Source organism: Streptomyces sp. NPDC005820, assembly GCF_040630255.1.
Taxonomy (GTDB): domain Bacteria; phylum Actinomycetota; class Actinomycetes; order Streptomycetales; family Streptomycetaceae; genus Streptomyces.
The window spans coordinates 88,631-107,078 of record NZ_JBEXXE010000014.1; the positions used below are offsets into that span (position 1 = coordinate 88,631).

At 71.7% G+C, this 18,448-nt stretch carries 13 protein-coding genes and 1 pseudogene; 4 read left to right on the forward strand and 10 right to left on the reverse strand.

Annotation, left to right across the window (positions count from 1 at the left end; genetic code table 11):
- Positions 1–131 precede the first annotated feature (131 nt).
- Positions 132–1,010, reverse strand: a complete 879-nt coding sequence (locus ABZ464_RS18910; protein ID WP_359278184.1) for an alpha/beta hydrolase — start codon at positions 1,008–1,010, stop codon at positions 132–134.
- Positions 1,011–1,620: 610 nt separating this feature from the next.
- Here ABZ464_RS18910 and ABZ464_RS18915 point away from each other — a divergent pair.
- A pseudogene (locus ABZ464_RS18915) lies at positions 1,621–2,780 on the forward strand (transposase).
- Here ABZ464_RS18915 and gabT read toward each other — a convergent pair.
- Positions 2,681–4,015: a 4-aminobutyrate--2-oxoglutarate transaminase gene (gabT, locus tag ABZ464_RS18920; RefSeq protein ID WP_359278186.1), complete on the reverse strand. Its 1,335-nt coding sequence runs from the start codon at positions 4,013–4,015 to the stop codon at positions 2,681–2,683. The pseudogene ABZ464_RS18915 and the gene gabT sit on opposite strands and share 100 nt — an antisense overlap.
- Positions 4,016–4,282: 267 nt before the next feature.
- On the opposite strand from gabT, the gene ABZ464_RS18925 reads away from it, so the two are divergent.
- Together ABZ464_RS18925 and ABZ464_RS18930 are read left to right on the forward strand one after the other, a co-directional pair.
- Positions 4,283–6,622 (forward strand): ATP/GTP-binding protein, encoded by a 2,340-nt coding sequence (locus ABZ464_RS18925; protein ID WP_359278189.1) that lies wholly within the window; start codon positions 4,283–4,285, stop codon positions 6,620–6,622.
- Positions 6,623–6,734: 112 nt separating this feature from the next.
- A complete protein-coding gene (locus ABZ464_RS18930) occupies positions 6,735–8,342 on the forward strand; it encodes a PucR family transcriptional regulator (protein ID WP_359278190.1) in 1,608 nt (535 codons plus the stop codon).
- Positions 8,343–8,461: 119 nt separating this feature from the next.
- On the opposite strand, the gene ABZ464_RS18935 is transcribed toward ABZ464_RS18930, so the two are convergent.
- From ABZ464_RS18935 to ABZ464_RS18965, 7 genes are all read right to left on the reverse strand, one after another.
- Positions 8,462–8,902: a hypothetical protein gene (locus ABZ464_RS18935; protein WP_359278193.1), complete on the reverse strand. Its 441-nt coding sequence runs from the start codon at positions 8,900–8,902 to the stop codon at positions 8,462–8,464.
- Positions 8,903–9,025: 123 nt separating this feature from the next.
- Positions 9,026–10,444, reverse strand: a complete 1,419-nt coding sequence (locus ABZ464_RS18940) for an FAD-dependent oxidoreductase (RefSeq protein ID WP_359278196.1) — start codon at positions 10,442–10,444, stop codon at positions 9,026–9,028.
- Between the two features lie 14 nt (positions 10,445–10,458).
- The gene (locus ABZ464_RS18945) at positions 10,459–11,259 is read right to left on the reverse strand and encodes an ABC transporter permease (RefSeq protein ID WP_359278199.1); all 801 of its coding nucleotides are present in this window, start codon (positions 11,257–11,259) and stop codon (positions 10,459–10,461) included.
- Positions 11,260–12,189: an ABC transporter permease gene (locus tag ABZ464_RS18950; protein ID WP_359278202.1), complete on the reverse strand. Its 930-nt coding sequence runs from the start codon at positions 12,187–12,189 to the stop codon at positions 11,260–11,262.
- A gap of 1 nt (position 12,190) precedes the next feature.
- Complete coding sequence (locus ABZ464_RS18955) at positions 12,191–13,345, reverse strand: ABC transporter ATP-binding protein (protein WP_359278205.1); 1,155 nt, start codon at positions 13,343–13,345, stop codon at positions 12,191–12,193.
- Positions 13,342–14,577: a spermidine/putrescine ABC transporter substrate-binding protein gene (locus tag ABZ464_RS18960; protein ID WP_359278208.1), complete on the reverse strand. Its 1,236-nt coding sequence runs from the start codon at positions 14,575–14,577 to the stop codon at positions 13,342–13,344. Before ABZ464_RS18960 ends, ABZ464_RS18955 begins: the two co-directional genes overlap by 4 nt.
- Before the next feature lie 52 nt (positions 14,578–14,629).
- The gene (locus ABZ464_RS18965; RefSeq protein ID WP_359278211.1) at positions 14,630–16,171 is read right to left on the reverse strand and encodes a gamma-aminobutyraldehyde dehydrogenase; all 1,542 of its coding nucleotides are present in this window, start codon (positions 16,169–16,171) and stop codon (positions 14,630–14,632) included.
- Between the two features lie 211 nt (positions 16,172–16,382).
- Between ABZ464_RS18965 and ABZ464_RS18970 the strand changes: the two genes are divergently transcribed.
- Positions 16,383–16,940, forward strand: coding sequence for an NADAR family protein (locus tag ABZ464_RS18970; protein WP_359278214.1), 558 nt, complete (start codon positions 16,383–16,385; stop codon positions 16,938–16,940).
- A 265-nt stretch (positions 16,941–17,205) separates the two neighbouring features.
- Here ABZ464_RS18970 and ABZ464_RS18975 read toward each other — a convergent pair whose 3' ends face one another.
- Positions 17,206–18,126, reverse strand: a complete 921-nt coding sequence (locus ABZ464_RS18975) for a hypothetical protein (protein WP_359278217.1) — start codon at positions 18,124–18,126, stop codon at positions 17,206–17,208.
- Positions 18,127–18,448 lie beyond the last annotated feature (322 nt).

Genomic DNA, 18,448 nt, shown 5'->3' on the forward strand with positions numbered 1-18,448 from the left:
TGGGGGGTGGGGGGCGCAGCACCGGGGGGTGGGGGCGTGCGGTGTGCGGGTGCGTGGTGGCTGGTCGCGCCCGCGCGGCGGAGCCGCATGGTGACACCGCCCCGCGCCCCTGAAGATCGCCTGCGGCGGTCTCAGTTGCTCTGGGGGGTATGGGCGAGAATCGCTTGCGCCAGCGGGATGTGCACCTCGGGCGGCAGTGCGTGTGCCATGCCCTTGATCTCCACCAGGCGGGCGCCGCGGATCGCCTGGGCCAGGTGCTCGGCGTGCGGCGGCGGGTACACCGGGTCGGCCGGGGCCGAGACGATCAGGGTGGGTACCTCGTTGCGGGCCAGTGGGCCCGTGCGGTCCAGGCCGGACTGGTCGGCTCGGGCGTGGGCGGTGCCGGGGTCGTGGTGGCCGGTGTGGGTGATGACGCGGTGTTCCAGGGCGCGGAAGTAGGCGGGGTCGAAGGGGAGGGCGTCGCCGGCGAGCAGGCGCCAGTGCTCGACGCGGTGGTCCAGTTCCTCCTCCGGGCTCGGACCGTCCGGCTCGGGGCGTGACCAGAATTCCAGCAGCGCGGGGGCGGGGCCCGGCAGGTCCGCCGCGGGGACGGTCGTACCGTCCGGCCTGGTGAAGGGGGCCGAGCTCACCGCTCCCGTGCCGACGAGGGTCGCGGTGCGCAGCCGGTCCGGGTGGTCGGCGAGGAGGAGCTGGGCGAGCGTCCCGCCCAGCGACATGCCGACGACATGGGCGCGCTCGATCCCCAGGGCGTCCAGGACCGTGACCGCGTCCTCGGCGAGTGCGGCGAGGGGGTATGGCCGTTCGTCGTACGCCCAGGTGGAGCGGCCGGTGTCGCGGTGGTCGTAGCGGATGACGCGGTGGCGGGCGGCGAGGAGGTCCGTGAACCCGTCCGGCCAGCCGAGCCCGGAGGCCTGCGCGCCCATGATCAGCAGGAGCGGGGGCGCGTCGGCGGGGCCGCGTTCCTCCGCCCAGAGACGGATGCCGGGGGCGGCTTCGACGAGGTGTTCCATGATCCTCCTTCGGTGAGGAGGAAGAGACCGGGAGAAGGAGGTCGGCCACCCCGGAACAAGGGGGGGATGGTTCCGGGGTGGCCGTCCGGATCGGAACGCCGGCCGCCCCGGGGGGTTTGGGGCGGGCGACCGTCCGATCGGTGAGGAGATCCGGAGCCGGAAGCTCCGGTTGTGTGTGCGCGAGGGCACGACCAGGTCGAAGCTGGGGAGGCCCCGGCCTGGGGTTTCCGTCCGCAGTCACCTGCGGACGGGTGTATCTCTCATCTGGGTAGAACGTACGGCAGTGACGGGCGGTGCGACAGACAGATACGCAACCCACCATGCACCCCGCACACCTTCTTCACCCGGTTCACGCGAGAAGGCCTCGCCATTCACGGTGGGGAGATATCACATCCGGCTGTTGAGACGCCGAGCGAAGTCGCATCTTGTTCAGGCCGTGTGTCGCCATGTCGCTGTCAGGCACGGCTGAGGTGATGCGAACACGCGTGCTTGCGGTCACTGGTTGGGGTGGTGACTGCGGGATGAGGGGACGGGTGTGCGGCGCTCGTACGGATGGTCCTTTTGAGGGTTCGGGATGCCATGGTGTCCCGGCTGACCGTGAGGGGGCGAGATGGCACGCGTGGGGGCGGCTATGGAGGGCTCGCATGCCCGGTACACGTACCGGCTGCGCGTGCCGCCCACCGCTCGCACGGCTCTGGCGGCGGAGTGGGGTCGGTGCCGCTGGGTGTGGAACGAGTGTGTCGCCAAGTCCCGGGCCGTACAACTGCACAACAGGGCGACCGGAGAGAAGGCCACGTGCGGCCCGGCTCAGCTCGATAGGATGCTGACCGAGGCCCGCGCCCGTACGCCGTGGCTGCGTGAGGGCTCCTCCGTTCCGCAGCAGCAGATCGTCCGCGACTTCGGCCGCTCCCGCGCCAAGGCACACAAGGACATCACAGAGCGCCTGCCCATGGCACGCCGGGCCGGGATGCCGGGGTGGAAGACCAAGCGCGAGGCGCTGTTGACCCTCAACTACACCCGGCGCGGGTTCCGGCTGAAGGACGGCCGGCTGTACCTGGCCGGGGGCATCGCGGTGACGGTGGTGTGGTCGCGGGAACTCCCGGCGGAGCCGTCGTCGGTGCGCGTGTACCAGGACAGCCTCGGACACTGGTACTGCTCGTTCGTCGTGCCCGCCCAGGTCCAGCCGCTGCCGGCGACCGGCCGCGTGATCGGTGTCGACTGGGGCGTGAAGGAGACCGCGAAAAGAAAGTCGCGAGGCAGCGAAAGGACACGGCCCGTAAATGGGCCAAGAAGGTCGTCCGAGATCACGACGCCATCGCTGTCGAGGACTTCCGTCCGAAGTTCCTGGCCAGGACCACCATGGCCCGTAAGGCCGCGGACGCCGCCATCGGCGCCACCAAGCAGGCCCTGATCGAGATGGGCTGCGAGCACGGGCGGGACAGCCGCCTCGTCCATCCCGCGCACACCACGATGGACTGCGCGCACTGCGATGCGAGAGCCAAGCATCGCCTGCCGCTGGGTGAGCGCACCTACACCTGCACCGCATGCGGAACCGTGTCCCCACGAGACAAGAATTCCGCACGCGTGATGCTCGTCCGGGCTGGTCTCAACCCGGCTGCAGGGAAGGGAGGATTCAAACCGCCTGCCGTCCCTGGGGAAACGGCTGTGCGTCAGAGGCCGGCCAGGGCCTGCTCGATGATGTCGAGACCTTCGTTCAGCAGGGCCTCGCCGATCACCAGCGGGGGCAGGAAGCGCAGCACGTTGCCGTAGGTGCCACAGGTCAGGACCAGCAGGCCCTCCTGGTGGCAGGCCTTGGCCAGGGCGCCGGTGGCCTCCGGGTTGGGCTCCTTCGTCGTCCGGTCCTTGACGAGCTCGATGGCGATCATCGCGCCGCGACCCCGGACGTCCCCGATGACCTCGTACTTCTCGGCCATGGCCGTCAGCCGTGCCTTCATCGTCGACTCGATCGCCTTGGCCCGCGCGTTGAGGTCGAGCTCCTTCATCGTCTCGATCGAGCCGAGCGCGCCCGCACAGGCGACCGGGTTGCCGCCGTAGGTGCCGCCCAGGCCGCCCGCGTGCGCGGCGTCCATGATCTCGGCGCGGCCGGTGACGGCGGCGAGCGGCAGACCGCCCGCGATGCCCTTGGCGGTGGTGATCAGGTCCGGGACGATGCCCTCGTCCTCGCAGGCGAACCACTGGCCGGTGCGGCAGAAGCCGGACTGGATCTCGTCGGCGACGAAGACGATGCCGTTGTCCGCGGCGAACTTGCTCAGCGCGGGCAGGAAGCCCTTCGCCGGCTCGATGAAGCCGCCCTCGCCGAGGACCGGCTCGATGATGATCGCGGCCACGTTGTCCGGGCCGACCTGCTTGGTGATCTGGTCGATGGCCTGCGCGGCGGCCTCGGGGCCGGCGTTCTCCGGGCCGGTCGGCCAGCGGTAGCCGTAGGCGACGGGGACGCGGTAGACCTCGGGGGCGAAGGGGCCGAAGCCGTGCTTGTACGGCATGTTCTTCGCCGTCAGCGCCATCGTGAGGTTGGTGCGGCCGTGGTAGCCGTGGTCGAACACGACGACCGCCTGGCGCTTGGTGTAGGCGCGGGCGATCTTGACGGCGTTCTCGACGGCCTCGGCGCCGCTGTTGAACAGGGCCGACTTCTTGGCGTGGTCGCCCGGGGTCAGCTCGGCGAGGGCCTCGGCGACCTCCACATAGCCCTCGTACGGGGTGACCATGAAACAGGTGTGGGTGAAGTCGGCGAGCTGCGCGGAGGCACGGCGTACGACGGCCTCGGCGGAGGCTCCGACGCTGGTCACGGCGATGCCGGAGCCGAAGTCGATCAGCCGGTTGCCGTCGACGTCCTCGATGATGCCGCCGCCCGCGCGCGCGGTGAAGACCGGCAGCACCGAGCCGACGCCCCGAGCGACCGCGGCGACACGGCGGGACTGCAGCTCCTGCGACTTCGGGCCGGGGATGGCGGTGACGATCCGGCGCTCCTGCGGAAGGGCGGTCATGAGGGGCTCCTGGGGGTTTTCACGCACGCGGTGCGCGGACGCTGTCGCTGTCCTTCTTTTTCTTTCCTTTCTCGCAGGCTAGGACCGGGAACGGGAGGTCGGCATGCTCCATGTGGGCGTTGTCGGCGGGGCCGGTTGTCCGCCGTGGACAGTGACGGGTGGGCGGCGATCCGTGCGGCCCGGCCCCGTATGCGGTGAACTCCCCTTGCGGGGGCGTTAGATTGACGGCTGATGGTGGACGGAGCGGCTGGTCAGGGGGCAAGGGCGATGGACAGCGACGGGATGCGGGACGCGCGCGGCACGCATGCGAATCCTGTGCCGCGCCCGGCGGGACCGCCGGCGGTGCCGCCGCGGCCCGCGGACCCGCCGCCCACGTCGGCCGCGGCGAGCTGGCTCGACGAGCCCCGCCCGGCCGCGAAGCCCGGCATCTGGCGGTTCGGGTACCGGCCGCCGAAGGGCGACCGCACGGTGGAGCGGCTCGCGCCGGTGACGGTGATCGGGATGCTGGTGCCGCTGGTGGTGGCGCTGGTGCTGTGGTCGCTGTGGCGGCGCGGCAGCCTGCCGTACCAGTTCACGCTGCTGCGGCTGTTCACGCCGGGCGACTGGTGGTGGGGCGGCACGATCGCCTCGCCGAAGACCAATGAGGGCGCCGAGGCCCGGGTGGTCTACGACGGCGTCTTCTTCGCGGTCCTCCTCTTCACCATGGGCCGGCTGGGCAGCTGGCCGGAGGCGCTGCGGCACTTCGTGGGCCGCCGTCCGCAGCCCGTCCGCGCCCTGCTCGCCCTGCTCTGTGCGCTGGCCGCCCTGAGCTTCGTGTTCCCCGGCGCCTTCGGGGTCGGCTGGGACGCGCTGCCGGTCGTCGACCCGCTGTTCTCGCTGATCGTCCTGATCAGCGGGAGCTACGAGCTGTTCGCCTCCGTCGTGTTCACGGACGCCCTGTACGCGGTCGTCACGGCGCTCGTGGTGTGGCCGTTCGCCCTGGCCGGCGGCTGGTGGCCGTATCTGAAGGAACGACTCGCCGCCCGGGGGAACCCGAAGACCGCCCCGCCCGCCGTCGCGCGGCCCCCCGCCCAGTGGCCCGAGCTGCGGGACGCCGGGCAGGTCGAGGCCGCCGAGTTGCTGACCGGTGAGGTGGCCGCCGGGCGGATGAACGACGTGGACTGTGCGCGTGTGCGGCGGGCGTGGACGGTGGGGCTGCCGGAGTTCCGGGAGACCGTGCTGCGCCAGGGCGGGGCCGCCTGGGCCCACCCCTCCGGCGCCCGTGACCTGCCCCGCCGCGCCGCCCGGCACGATCTGCTCGCCGGGCAGGTGCGCATCGGCCGCTGGGTGGCCGCCGAGCGCGCCCCGGCCGTCTACCGCGACGCGGGCGCCGCGCTCGGCCCGGACGTGCTGGGCACCTCGCTGCTCGCGATCGGCCCGTCCGGCTCGGGCAAGACCCGCACGCTCGTCGAGCCGCTCACGGAGGCCCTGGCGCTCCAGGCGCTGACCGGCGGCTGCGCGGTCGTCGCGGTCTCCGCCCCCGGCGGCGGCCCGCTCGGCGCCGACTCCTCCTACGACGTGATCGTCCGGATCGGCGACCCGTCCTCGGTGCACGACCTGGACCCGTACGCCGGGTCCGAGGACCCCGACGAGGCGGCCGGGATCCTCGCCGAGGCGCTGGTCGGCGACCTGGACACGGTGGGCGGACAGAGCGCGGCGACCGCGCTCGCCCAGCTCCTCGGCCCCCACCGGGCCGCGCACGGCCGCTTCCCGGCCCTGGCCGACCTGCGGGAACTCCTCGAGGGCGAGCCGGGTGCGCTGGGCGCGCTGCGGGAGGCGGTGGCCGGGGACGAGGTGATGCGCCGGGAGCTGGAGGCACGGATCCGGCAGACGGGGACACCGGGCGACCCGGGCCGCGCCCTGGCCGACCGGCTCGCGCTGCTGAACCGGCCGGTGTTCGCCGGGTTCTTCGGCGGGGGCGACGACGCCCACCGCGCCTTCTCGCTCCGCGCCGTCGCCCACCACCCGCTGCGGGTCCGCGTCGACCTGCCCGAGCGGGGCCACGAGGAGGCCGGCCGGCTGATCACCCGGCTGGTCCTCGCCCAGTTCCACGCCGTGGTGCGGGAGGGACGGCGGGCGCACTTCGCCTGTCTGGTCCTGGACGACGCCACGGGCACGGTGACCGCCGACTCGGTGCGCCGGCTCCAGCGGCTGCGCTCGCAGAACGCGGGCGTGGTCCTCGCCCTGCGCTCGGTGGCGGACGTGCCGGAGGCGCTGCACGGGCCGCTGTACGGGGCGGTGGGCTGCCGGATGGCGTTCTCCGGGATCACCACCTGGGACGGCGGCCGGTTCGCGCAGACCTGGGGCACCGAGTGGGTGGAGACCACCGAGGTCGCCAAGCACACCGTCTTCGCCGACCAGCCGATGACCCGGGCCATCCACGCGCTGCGCAAACTGGTGACCGGCAAGGCGGTGACCACGGACGCGGTGACCGTGCGCCAGGTCGAGCGGGAGCGATGGTCGGCGTCCCAGCTGGCGCACGAGGTGCCGCCGGGCCACGCGGTGCTGTCGCTGACGAGCGTCGGGGGCGAGCACACGCCGCCGTTGCTGGTGGACCTGAGGGGCTGAAGGGGCGTACGGGGGACCGTACAGTGAGGCAGAATCGGCACAGGCCCTTCATACGAAGCGGCCAAAGATCACCCCGCCGGTCGCCGACCGGTCCCTCCCGTCTGAAGGCCCCATGCCTCCCACGCTCGCCTCGCTCGTCCACCATTCCGCGCTGAAGCTGACCGTGCGGGCGGGCGAGGACCGCCTGGACGTGCCGGTGTGCTGGGCGCATGTCAGCGAGCTCGCGGACCCGGTGCCGTACATGGAGGGCGGGGAGCTGCTGCTGATCACCGCGCTGAAGCTGGACGCGGAGGACCCCGAGGCCATGCGGCGCTATGTGAAGCGCCTGGCCGGGGCCGGGGTGGTCGGGCTCGGCTTCGCGGTCGGCGTCAACTACGACGAGGTCCCGAAGGCCCTCGTCGACGCGGCCGAGCAGGAGGGCCTGCCCCTGCTGGAGGTGCCGCGCCGCACGCCGTTCCTCGCGATCAGCAAGGCGGTGTCGGCGGCGATCGCGGCCGATCAGTACCGGGCGGTGACGGCCGGGTTCGCGGCCCAGCGGGAGCTGACGAAGCAGGCGCTGACGGACGGCCCGGAGGGGCTGCTGACCGCGCTCGCCGCACAGGTCGACGGCTGGGCGGCGCTCTACGACGCCTCGGGCGCCGTCGTCGCCACCGCACCGGAGTGGGCGGGCCGGCGGGCCGCGCGGCTCACGGCGGACGTGGAGCGGCTGCGCGAGCGCCCGGCGCCCGCCTCGGCGGTGGTCGGCGGGGCGGGCCCGGCCGAAGGGGGCGAGAGCGCCGAGAACACCGACCGGGTCGAGCTGCACACCCTGGGCACGGTCCGCCGTCCGCGCGCCGCGCTCGCCGTCGGCACGGCCGCGGCCCTCGGCACGGCCGAGCGGTACGCCGTCCACTCGGCGATCGCCCTGCTCACCCTCACGACGGCACGCTCCCGCTCCCTCCAGGCGGCCGAGCAGCGGATCGGCACGGCGGTGCTGCGGATGCTCCTGGCGGGCGAGCCGGACCACGCCCGGGCGGTCGCCGGCGAGCTGTACGGCGCGCTGCTGGACGCCCCGTTCCGGGTGATCGTGGCGGAACCCGCGCCGGTCGGGGCCGAGGCCGACGGGGATCCCCTCGGCGGCCTCACCGAAGTGGTCGAGTCCGCCGCCGCCCGGTCCGGCGAGGCCGTGCTGGTGGTGCCCGAGGGCGAGCGTCTGGTGGTGCTGGCGGCGGACGGGGGCGCGGCCGTCGCGGCGGTCGCCCGGTGCACGGCGGCGCTGGAGGCGGCCCGCGCGAACGGCGAGGAACGCGCGGACGGGGAACTGGTCGTCGGCCTGTCGGCGCCCGCCGGTCCGATCGCGGCGGCCGCGGCCTACCGGCAGGCCGAACAGGCGCTGTCGGTGGCCCGGCGCAGGGGCCGGATCCTCGTCGAGCACGAGCAGCTGGCGGCGGGTTCGGTGCTGCCGCTGCTCGCGGACGACGCGGTGAAGGCGTTCGCGGACGGTCTGCTGCGGGCGCTCCACGAGCACGACGCGACCGGCCGCGGCGACCTCGTGGCCTCGCTCCGGGCCTGGCTGTCCCGGCACGGCCAGTGGGACGCGGCGGCGGCCGACCTGGGCGTCCACCGGCATACGCTGCGCTACCGGATGCGGCGGGTCGAGGAGATCCTGGGCCGCTCCCTGGACGACCCGGACGTACGGATGGAGCTGTGGCTGGCGCTGAAGGCGACGGCTCCGGACTGAGAAGCGGCTCTGCAGCGCAGCCAAGGGGCGCGGGGCTGTATTGATCTGCGGCTCCGCCGCGTGGGCGCGACGAGCCACAGCGGCGCAGCAGCCGACCGACGACGGATCGCCGCACACGTCTAGTCGGCCAAGCCGGCGGCCGCCTCATGCATGGCGAGTTCCAGCAAGGCCGGGTCCGTAAGCGTCCCCGTGCCGTCCGGGGGGATCAGCCAGCGGACCGTGCCGGTGGAGTGGCCCGGGTACGGGACGACGATCCAGGTGCCCGCGCCCGCCGTGCGGATACCGGTGCCGAGCCAGTTGGCGGCCGTGCCGGGCGGTACGAAGAAGCCCATGCGGTCGTCCCCGAAGTCGACCAGCACGGGTCCCGGCTGGTCGAGGATGCGGGTGAGCACATCGAGCGTGGGGTAGCCGAGTGCGCCCGGCAGGATGAGTACGTCCCAGGCCCTGCCCGCCGGCAGCAGCGCGACCCCGAGGGGGCCCCGCTCCCACTCCCAGCGGCAGGCCTCGGGATCCGGTGCGACGGATGCCAGCCACTCGGCCGCCGACTTCGCCCCAGCCATGAGAAGACCTCCCTCTCTCGTCGACGCGGTCGCGTCACGAGGGAGAGGGAGGTCCTGGCCTGGCATTACGCGGGTTTTCACCACCCTTTCGAGTGAACCGGGTCACAGCCCCGCAGAACGGTGTCAGCTGTCGAAGCCGAGGCCGAGCCGGTCCATGGTCCGCAGCCACAGGTTGCGCCGCCCGCCCTGCGCGTCCGCCCGGGCCAGCGACCACTTGGTGAGGGCGATACCGGTCCAGGCGAACGGTTCGGGCGGGAAGGGCAGCGGCTTCTTGCGGACCATCTCCAGTCGGGTCCGCTCGGTGTCCTCCCCCGACAACAGGTCCAGCATCACCTCGGCGCCGAACCGGGTGGCCCCGACGCCCAGGCCCGTGTACCCGGCGGCGTAGGCGACCTTGCCGTGGTGGGCCGTACCGAAGAACGCGGAGAAACGGGAGCAGGTGTCGATCGCGCCGCCCCAGGCATGGGTGAAGCGGACGCCCTCCAGCTGCGGGAAGCAGGTGAAGAAGTGCCCGGCGAGCTTGGCGTAGGTCTCCGGCCGGTCGTCGTACTCGGCGCGGACCCGGCCGCCATACGGGTAGATCGCGTCGTACCCGCCCCACAGGATCCGGTTGTCGGCGGACAGCCGGAAGTAGTGGAACTGGTTGGCGGAGTCGCCGAGGCCCTGGCGGTTCTTCCAGCCGATCGCGCCGAGCTGCTCGGCGGTGAGCGGTTCGGTCATCAGGGCGTAGTCGTAGACGGGGACGGTGTACGCCCGCACCCGCTTGACCAGGCTGGGGAAGATGTTGGTGCCGAGGGCCACCTGCCGGGCCCGGATCCGGCCGTACGGCGTGCGGACGGTCATCCCGGCGCCGTACGGCTTCAGGTCCAGCGCGGGGGTGTGCTCGTGGACGCGGACGCCGAGCCGGACGCACGCCTGCTTCAGGCCCCAGGCCAGCTTGGCGGGGTGGAGCATGGCCACGCCCCGCCGGTCGTACAGGCCCGCCTCGAAGGTGGGCGAGGCGACCTGTTCGCGGACCTGGTCGGCGTCGAGGAACTCGATGCCGTCGGCGAGGCCCTTGGCTTCGAGCTCCTCGTACCAGTCGCGCAGTTCCCACGCCTGGTACGTCTCGGTGGCCACGTCGATCTCACCGGAGCGTTCGAAGTCGCAGTCGATGCCGTGCCGGGCGATCGCCGCCTCGATCTCGTCGAGGTTGCGGGCGCCCAGCTCCTGGAGGGTGTGGATCTCGTCGGGCCAGCGGGCGAGCCCGTTGGGCAGCCCGTGGGTGAGGGAGGCCGCGCAGAAGCCTCCGTTGCGGCCCGAGGCGGCCCAGCCCACCTCGCGGCCCTCCAGCAGCACCACGTCCCGCCGTGGATCGCGCTCCTTGGCTACGAGGGCGGTCCACAGTCCGCTGTAGCCGCCGCCGACGACCAGCAGGTCGCAGCTGTCGGCGCCGGTGAGCGCGGGCTCGGGGTGGGGCTTGCCGGGGTCTTCCAGCCAGTACGGCGACGGCTGGGCGTCGGAAAGAGAAGTGATCCACCGGTTCATGGCGCTCGGGGCCATGATTTCAACTCCCTCTATGCCTTCTGTTTGTTGCGGCGGTTGCCGATGACCATGGAGGTCAGCACGAGCAGTACGGCGATCAGGAACATGGCCGTACCGATGACGTTGATCTGGACGGGCGTGCCGCGCTGTGCCGAACCCCAGACGAACATGGGGAAGGTGACGGTCGAGCCCGCGTTGAAATTGGTGATGATGAAATCGTCGAAGGAGAGCGCGAAGGCGAGCAGCGCGCCGGCGGCGATTCCGGGGGCCGCGATGGGCAGGGTGACGCGCAGGAAGGTCTGCACCGGTCCGGCGTAGAGGTCCTGGGCGGCCTGTTCGAGGCGCGGGTCCATGGACAGGACGCGTGCCTTGACGGCGACCACGACGAAGCTGAGGCAGAACATGATGTGCGCGATCAGGATCGTGTAGAAGCCCAGCTGCGCGCCCAGGTTGAGGAACAGGGTGAGCAGCGAGGCGGCCATGACGACCTCGGGCATCGCCATCGGCAGGAAGATCAGCGAGTTGACGGAGCCCCGGGCGCGGAAGCGGTAGCGGACCAGCGCGAAGGCGATCATCGTGCCGAGCAGGGTGGCGCCGATGGTCGCCCAGATCGCGATCTGGAGGCTGATCGACAGCGAGTCGCACATTCCGGCGACGCCGCACGGGTTCTTCCAGGCGTCGGTGGAGAACTGCTGCCATTCGTAGTTGAAGCGTCCCTTCGGTTTGTTGAAGGAGAACACCGTGACGACGACGTTGGGCAGCAGGAGATAACCGAGGGTCAGCAGTCCCGCGATGACGACGAGATGGCGCTTGAACCAGTTGACGACAGGCATTTAGACCAGATCCTCCGTCCCGGCCCGGCGGATGTAGACGGTCACCATGAGGAGAATGGCCGCCATCAGGATGAACGACAGGGCGGCCGCCGTCGGATAGTCCAGCACGCGCAGGAACTGCGTCTGGATGACGTTTCCGATCATGCGGGTGTCGGTGGAGCCGAGGAGTTCGGCGTTGACGTAGTCGCCGGCCGCCGGGATGAAGGTCAGCAGCGTGCCGGAGACGACTCCGGGCATCGACAGCGGGAAGGTCACCTTGCGGAAGGTGGTGAGCGGGGTGGCGTACAGGTCGCCGGCCGCCTGGTGCAGCCGTACGTCGATGCGCTCCAGCGAGGTGTAGAGCGGCAGGATCATGAACGGCAGGAAGTTGTACGTCAGTCCGCAGACCACCGCGAGCGGGGTGGCGAGGACTCGCTCGCCGGAGGTCCAGCCGAGCCAGTCGGTGACGTCCAGGACGTGCACGGTGTTGAGGAACGACACGACCGGGCCGCTGTCCGCGAGGATCGTCTTCCAGGCCAGGGTGCGGATCAGGAAGCTGGTGAAGAACGGCGCGATCACCAGGATCATGATCAGGTTCCGCCAGCGTCCCGCGCGGAAGGCGATGAGGTAGGCGAGCGGGTAGCCGAGGATCAGGCACAGGACGGTCGCGGCGGTCGCGTAGAGGACCGAGCGGAGGAACTGCGGCCAGTACTCGCTCAGCGCGTCCCAGTAGGTCGCGAGGTGCCAGGTGACCTTGTAGCCCTCCTCCAGGGAGCCCGTCTGCACGGACGTGGAGGCCTGGTAGATCATCGGCAGCGCGAAGAACACGACCAGCCAGAGCAGGCCGGGCAGGAGCAGCCAGTACGGCGTCATCCGGCCCCGCTTGCGCGGCGGCTTCTTGGCGGGTTCCGCCGGGGAGAGCGGCGGGGGCGCCTCGGTCAGTGTGGCCATCTCAGACCGCCACCTGTTCGTCGATGCCGGCGTCGATGTCCTGGGCCGCGTCCAGACCGAAGGTGTGGGCGGGGCTCCAGTGCAGGACGACGTCGGCGCCGGGGGCCAGACGGGCGTCGCGGTCGATGTTCTGGGCGTAGACCTCGAACTCGGGGCAGACCGTGCTGTCGATGACGTACTGGGTGGAGACGCCGATGAACGAGGAGTGGGCGATCTTCCCGGTGATGCGGTTGCGGCCCTCGGGGATCTCGCCGGCGTCGTCGGCGTGGGTGAGGGAGATCTTCTCCGGGCGGACGCCGACCAGGACCTTGCCGCCGGCCGTGGTCGGCGCGGAGCAGCGGGCCTCGGGCAGGACGAGCTTGCCGCCGCCCGCCCGCAGCACGATGTCGTCGCCGCTCTTGGTGTCGACCTCGGCCTCGATGAGGTTGGAGGTGCCGAGGAAGTTGGCGACGAACGTGGTCTGCGGGTTCTCGTAGAGGTCGGTGGGCGAGCCGAGCTGCTCGACGCGGCCCGCGTTCATCACGGCGACCGTGTCGGCCATGGTCATGGCCTCCTCCTGGTCGTGTGTGACGTGCACGAAGGTGATGCCGACCTCGGTCTGGATGCGCTTGAGCTCCAGCTGCATCTGGCGGCGCAGCTTGAGGTCGAGGGCGCCGAGGGGCTCGTCGAGGAGGAGCACCTTGGGGTGGTTGATGAGGGCGCGGGCGACGGCGACGCGCTGCTGCTGGCCGCCGGAGAGCTGGTGGGGCTTCTTGCGGGCCTGCTCGCCGAGCTGGACCAGTTCCAGCATGTCCTCGACCTGCTTCTTCACGGACTTGATGCCGCGTCGGCGCAGCCCGAAGGCGACGTTCTCGAAGATGTCGAGGTGCGGGAAGAGGGCGTAGGACTGGAAGACGGTGTTCACCGGGCGCTTGTACGGCGGCAGGGCGGTGACGTCCTGGTCGCCGAGGTGGACGGTGCCGGAGGAAGGTTCCTCCAGCCCGGCGATCATGCGCAGGGTGGTGGTCTTGCCGCAGCCGGAGGCGCCGAGCAGGGCGAAGAACGAGCCCTGGGGGACGGTCAGGTCGAGCGGGTGCACGGCGGTGAAGGAGCCGTAGGTCTTGCCGATGCCGGAAAGGCGGACGTCGCCGCTGCTGTCCTTTGTCATGGTCGTCACGCCCCTGTGAGCTTCGCGAACTGCTGCTGGTAGGCCGTCTCTTCCTTCGAGCTGAGGGAGCGGAAGGCATGGGACTTGGCCTGCATGGCCTTGTCGGGAACGATCAGCGGGTTGTCCGCCGCCGACTCGTCGATCTTGGCGAGGTACGGCTTCACGTCCGCGACCGGACTCACGTAGTTGATGTAGGCGGCGAGTTCGGCGGCCGGCCCGGGCTCGTAGTAGTAGTCGATGAGCCGCTCGGCGTTCGTCTTGTGGCGCGCCTTGTTGGGGATCAGCATGTTGTCGGTGGAGGTCATGTATCCGCTGTCAGGGATGACATAGGCGACGTCCGGGTTGTCGGCCTGGAGCTGCACGATGTCACCGGCCCAGGCGACACAGGCGGCCAGGTCGCCCTTGCTGAGGTCGGACGTGTAGTCGTTGCCGGTGAAGCGGCGGATCTGCCCCTTGTCGACGGCCTTCTGCAGCCGGGCGATCACGGCGTCGTAGTCGTCGTCGGTGAACTTCGCCGGGTCCTTGTCCATGTCGAGCATGGTCATGCCGACGGTGTCGCGCATCTCCGTCAGCAGACCGACCCGGCCCTTGAGCGCCGGGTTGTCGAGCAGGTCGGACATCGACTTCACCTCGACGCCGTCGAGCGCCTTCTTGTTGAAGGCGATGACCGTCGAGATGCCCTGCCAGGGGTACGAGTAGGCGCGCCCCGGGTCCCAGTCGGGGCTGCGGAACTGGTCCGACAGGTTGGCGAAGGCGTGCGGCAGGTTGGAGGCGTCCAGCTTCTGCACATAGCCCAGCCGGATCATGCGGGCGGCCAGCCAGTCGGTGAGGACGATGAGGTCGCGGCCGGTGTCCTGGCCGGCGGCGAGCTGCGGCTGGATCTTGCCGAAGAACTCGTCGTTGTCGTTGATGTCCTCGGTGTACGTGACCTTGATGCCGGTCCGTTTGCGGAACGCGTCCAGCGTCGGATGGTGCTGCTCGCTGTCGTCCACGTCGATGTACTCGGGCCAGTTGGAGAAGTTGACGACCTTCTCCTTCTCCGAGTGGTCGTCGGCGGAGACGCCGCCCTGGGACTTGCCGGCCGCGGGGATGCCGCAGGCGCTCAGTGCCCCGATGCCGCCCACCGCGAGCGCGCCGCCCATCAGCGACCGGCGGGTCATGGCGGCCCTGCCACTGCGGAGACTGCGCCGCACGGCGGCCAGTTCGACCGGGGTCGGGCGGTCGGGCTCGTACTGCCTCATGCGCTTGATGCCCTTTCGGGAAGCCGGCCGTGGTGGACGGCCGGAGCTGTGACTATCGGTCCCCGAAGATCGTGCGGTGCCAGGACTTCCGGGCCACCGCCGTGTTATCGAACATAACGTGCTTGATCTGGGTGTACTCGTCGAACGAATACGCTGACATGTCCTTGCCGAAGCCGGAGGCCTTGTAGCCGCCGTGCGGCATCTCGCTGATGATCGGGATGTGGTCGTTGATCCACACGCATCCGGCCTTGATCTCGCGTGTCGCGCGGTTGGCCCGGAAGACGTCCCGGGTCCACGCCGAGGCGGCGAGTCCGTACGGGGTGTCGTTGGCGAGCCGGATGCCCTCGTCGTCGGTGTCGAACGGCAGGACGACCAGCACCGGCCCGAAGATCTCGGACTGGACGACCTCGCTGTCCTGGGCGGCGTCCGCGATCAGGGTGGGCCGGTAGTAGGCGCCCTTCGCCAGGTCGCCCTCGGTGGCCTCGCCGCCGGTCACCACGCGCGCGTAGGCACGCGCCCGGTCGACGAAGGCGGCGACGCGGTCGCGCTGGGCGTGGGAGACGAGCGGGCCGATGTCGGTGCCGGCCGCGAACGGGTCGCCGACCCGGACGTCCGCCATGAGAGCGGCGGTCGCCTCGACGAACGCCTCGTAGAGGGGCCGCTGCACGTACGCGCGCGTGGCGGCCGTGCAGTCCTGGCCGGTGTTGATGAGCGCGCCGGCGACCGCGCCGTGGACGGCGGCCTCCAGGTCGGCGTCGTCGAACACGACGAAGGGGGCCTTGCCGCCGAGCTCCAGGTGGAGGCGTTTGACGGTGGCGGTGGCGATCTCGGCGACGCGCCTGCCTACCGCGGTGGAGCCGGTGAAGGAGGTCATGGCCACGTCGGGGTGGCCCACGAGGTGCTCGCCGGCCTCCTTCCCCGTCCCCGTGACGATGTTGACGACACCGTCGGGGATGCCGGCGTCGGTCACCGCCTGCGCGAAGAGCAGCGAGGTCAGCGGGGTCAGCTCGGCGGGCTTCAGGACGATCGTGTTGCCCGCGGCGATCGCCGGGAGGATCTTCCAGGCGGCCATCTGGAGGGGGTAGTTCCAGGGGGCGATGGAGCCGACGACGCCGATGGACTCGCGGCGGACGTACGAGGTGTGGTCGCCGGAGTACTCCCCCGCGGCCTGCCCCTGGAGATGCCGGGCGGCGCCCGCGAAGAAGGCGGTGTTGTCGATCGTCCCCGGGACGTCGAACTCACGCGTCAGCTTCAGCGGCTTGCCGCACTGGAGGGACTCGGCGCGGGCGAAATCCTCGGCGCGGTCGGCGAGGACGGCGGCGAGGCGGTGCAGGGCGTCCGAGCGCTCGCCGGGCGTGGCGCCCGACCAGCCGGGGAAGGCGGCGCGGGCGGCGGCGACGGCCGCGTCCACGTCGGCGGAGGCCAGCTCGTAGGTGAGCACCTCCTCGCCGGTGGCCGGGTCGATCACGGCGTGGGTGCGGCCCGAGGTGCCCCGGGCGAAGCGGCCCGCGATGTACTGAGCGCCGTCCGCGAAACGTTCCCGCGCGGGGAACCTGTCGGTGGTGTCCGGGGTGGCGGTGCCCGGGTTCTGCATGTCGCTCTCCTCCGCCTTCGCCCCGCCTTGCGCGGGGGCCGGTGGCGTAGCTCCAGCCTGATTTGAGTGCCGATCCTGACAGAGCAATGGCACTCCAACAAGTGATTCCGTTGTTGCCTTTTGGTTACGCGACGGAATCTGTCGACCAGGTGTCGAGTAGGGGCGGAAAAGGCGGGACGCAGTGTCAGTGGTGCCTGCCATGCTGGCGTGCATGGAGACGATCGATGGCTTGGACACCCTGGTCAGGGAGGTCCGAGCGGGGGCCAGGATCAAGTACCTGCACTTCTGGGGGCACCGGCCGCGGCCGGACGGCCGACTGGGTTCGAGCTGTCTGAGTCAGTGGTGGCCGTCACCGTTCGTGGTGGACGGGGTGTCCTATGCGACGGCCGAGCACTGGATGATGGCGGAAAAGGCCCGTCTGTTCGGTGACGCGGAGGCGGAGCGGCGGGCGCTGGCCGCCGCGCACCCGTCCCAGGCGAAGAAGGCGGGCCGGCTGGTGAAGGGCTTCGACGAGGCGACCTGGGAGCGGGAGCGGTTCCGGATCGTCGTCGAGGGCAGCGTCCACAAGTTCCGCTCGGCCCCGGAGCTGACCGGCTTCCTCCTCGGCACCGGCGACCGCGTCCTGGTCGAGGCGAGCCCCGTGGACCGCGTCTGGGGCATCGGCCTGGCGGCGGACGACGAGGCGGCGGGCGATCCGGAGCGCTGGCGGGGTCCGAACCTGCTGGGCTTCGCGCTGATGGAGGCGCGGAAGCGGCTGCGGGGGGACTGAGAGCGCGGGCCGTCGGGCGAGGGGAGATCGGGGGGCGGGGGGCTAGGGCCTGTCCGGCGGATCAGGTCGCAGGAAGGCAATGGTGACCGATCAGCGCAGGTGAGCGGGGTCTGGTGGGCCCACCTGCAAGGCGGAGGAGGGCGTCGACGCGATGGGGGTCCCCCCGCTCGAGCGCAGCCGAGAGTGGGGGAGTCGGCAACCGACGACAACGCGGCAGATGGGCCCACCAGACCCCGCGTCTGCGGCATGATCCGCCGGACAGGCCCTAGGCCGGGATCATGAAGGTCAGGGTGCCCAGGCCCACTCCGAGGGCGATGCCCGCGATGCCGCAGATGATGCCGGCCAGGGCCTGGCCCGGGTTGGTGGCCTCGCCCCGGCTCGCCTTTCTGCGGCCGATCGCGCCGAAGATCACGCCCAGGACGCCCACGACGATCGCCACCGGCCACATGCAGAAGATCACGGCCGAGGCGATCCCGAGCACCATCCCCGTGACGCCGATCCCGTTGCTCTCGACGGGGGGCATGCCGGGCCAGTAGTAGCCGCCCGGGGCCGGGGAGGGGTAGCCGTAGCCCCCGGGATAGCCGTACGGCACCTGGCCGGGGCCGTCCGGGGAGATCGGCGGCGGAGGCACCGCACCGGTGGGGGCGAGGGGCGGCGCGAAGGGGTTGGGCGGCGGACCGCCCGCCAACGTGGCCGGGTCGGGCGGCGGGAAGGAGGCGAAGGGGCCGTTCGGCTGAGGGGCGACGGGGGCGGCCCAGAGCTGTGGGGCAGCGCCGTTCACCGAGGTGAAGGTGCTGTCGGTGGCCTGGGGTGTCGCCTCGGCCGTGGCGGGCCGGGACGTCGGCGGCTCGTGCGAGACGGCCGTGTGGCCGGGGCCCGTCCGGGCGTCGCCCGTGGGGAGGGTGGGGACGGCAGGGAGAGCGGGAAGGGGCGAGGGGTCGGGGGCGGAACCCTCCGCCAGGGGCACCTCGTCCGACCGCACCTCGCCCGACCGCGTCCCGTCCGACGGCACCTCGCCCGACCGCGTCCCGCCCGACGGCATCGCGTCCGCCCGGATCCCCTCCGCTCCCTTGTCCAGCGGTACCCCGGGCGTCGCGTCCTCGGGACCGGCCGACTCGGCGGAGGCGGGTGCGGGCCATGTTTCGCGACCGGCGTCACCGGCCGGAGTCGGCGCGTCGTCGGACATGCACGGGATCCCCTCTGTCGAACGTTCCGTCATGCTACGGCCCAAGCCACAGCCCCGAGGGCCCCGGCCGGAAAGCCACCAGGCCACGCACACCCCCGCCCACCGCCCCGGCCCGGCCAGGCCGCCCCCTCCGCGCCCTTCCCCGCCTTCCCGCCCTCTTCCGGGTCCCCCGCCCTCCCCGGCCCTTCCATCCCCTTCGCCGCCCTCCCCGGCCCTTCCATCCCCTTCGCCGCCCTCCCCGGCCCTTCCATCCCCTTCCCCGCCCTCCCCGGCCCTTCCACCCCCTCCCCCGCCCTCCCCCGCCCTCGTTCACCCTCCTCGC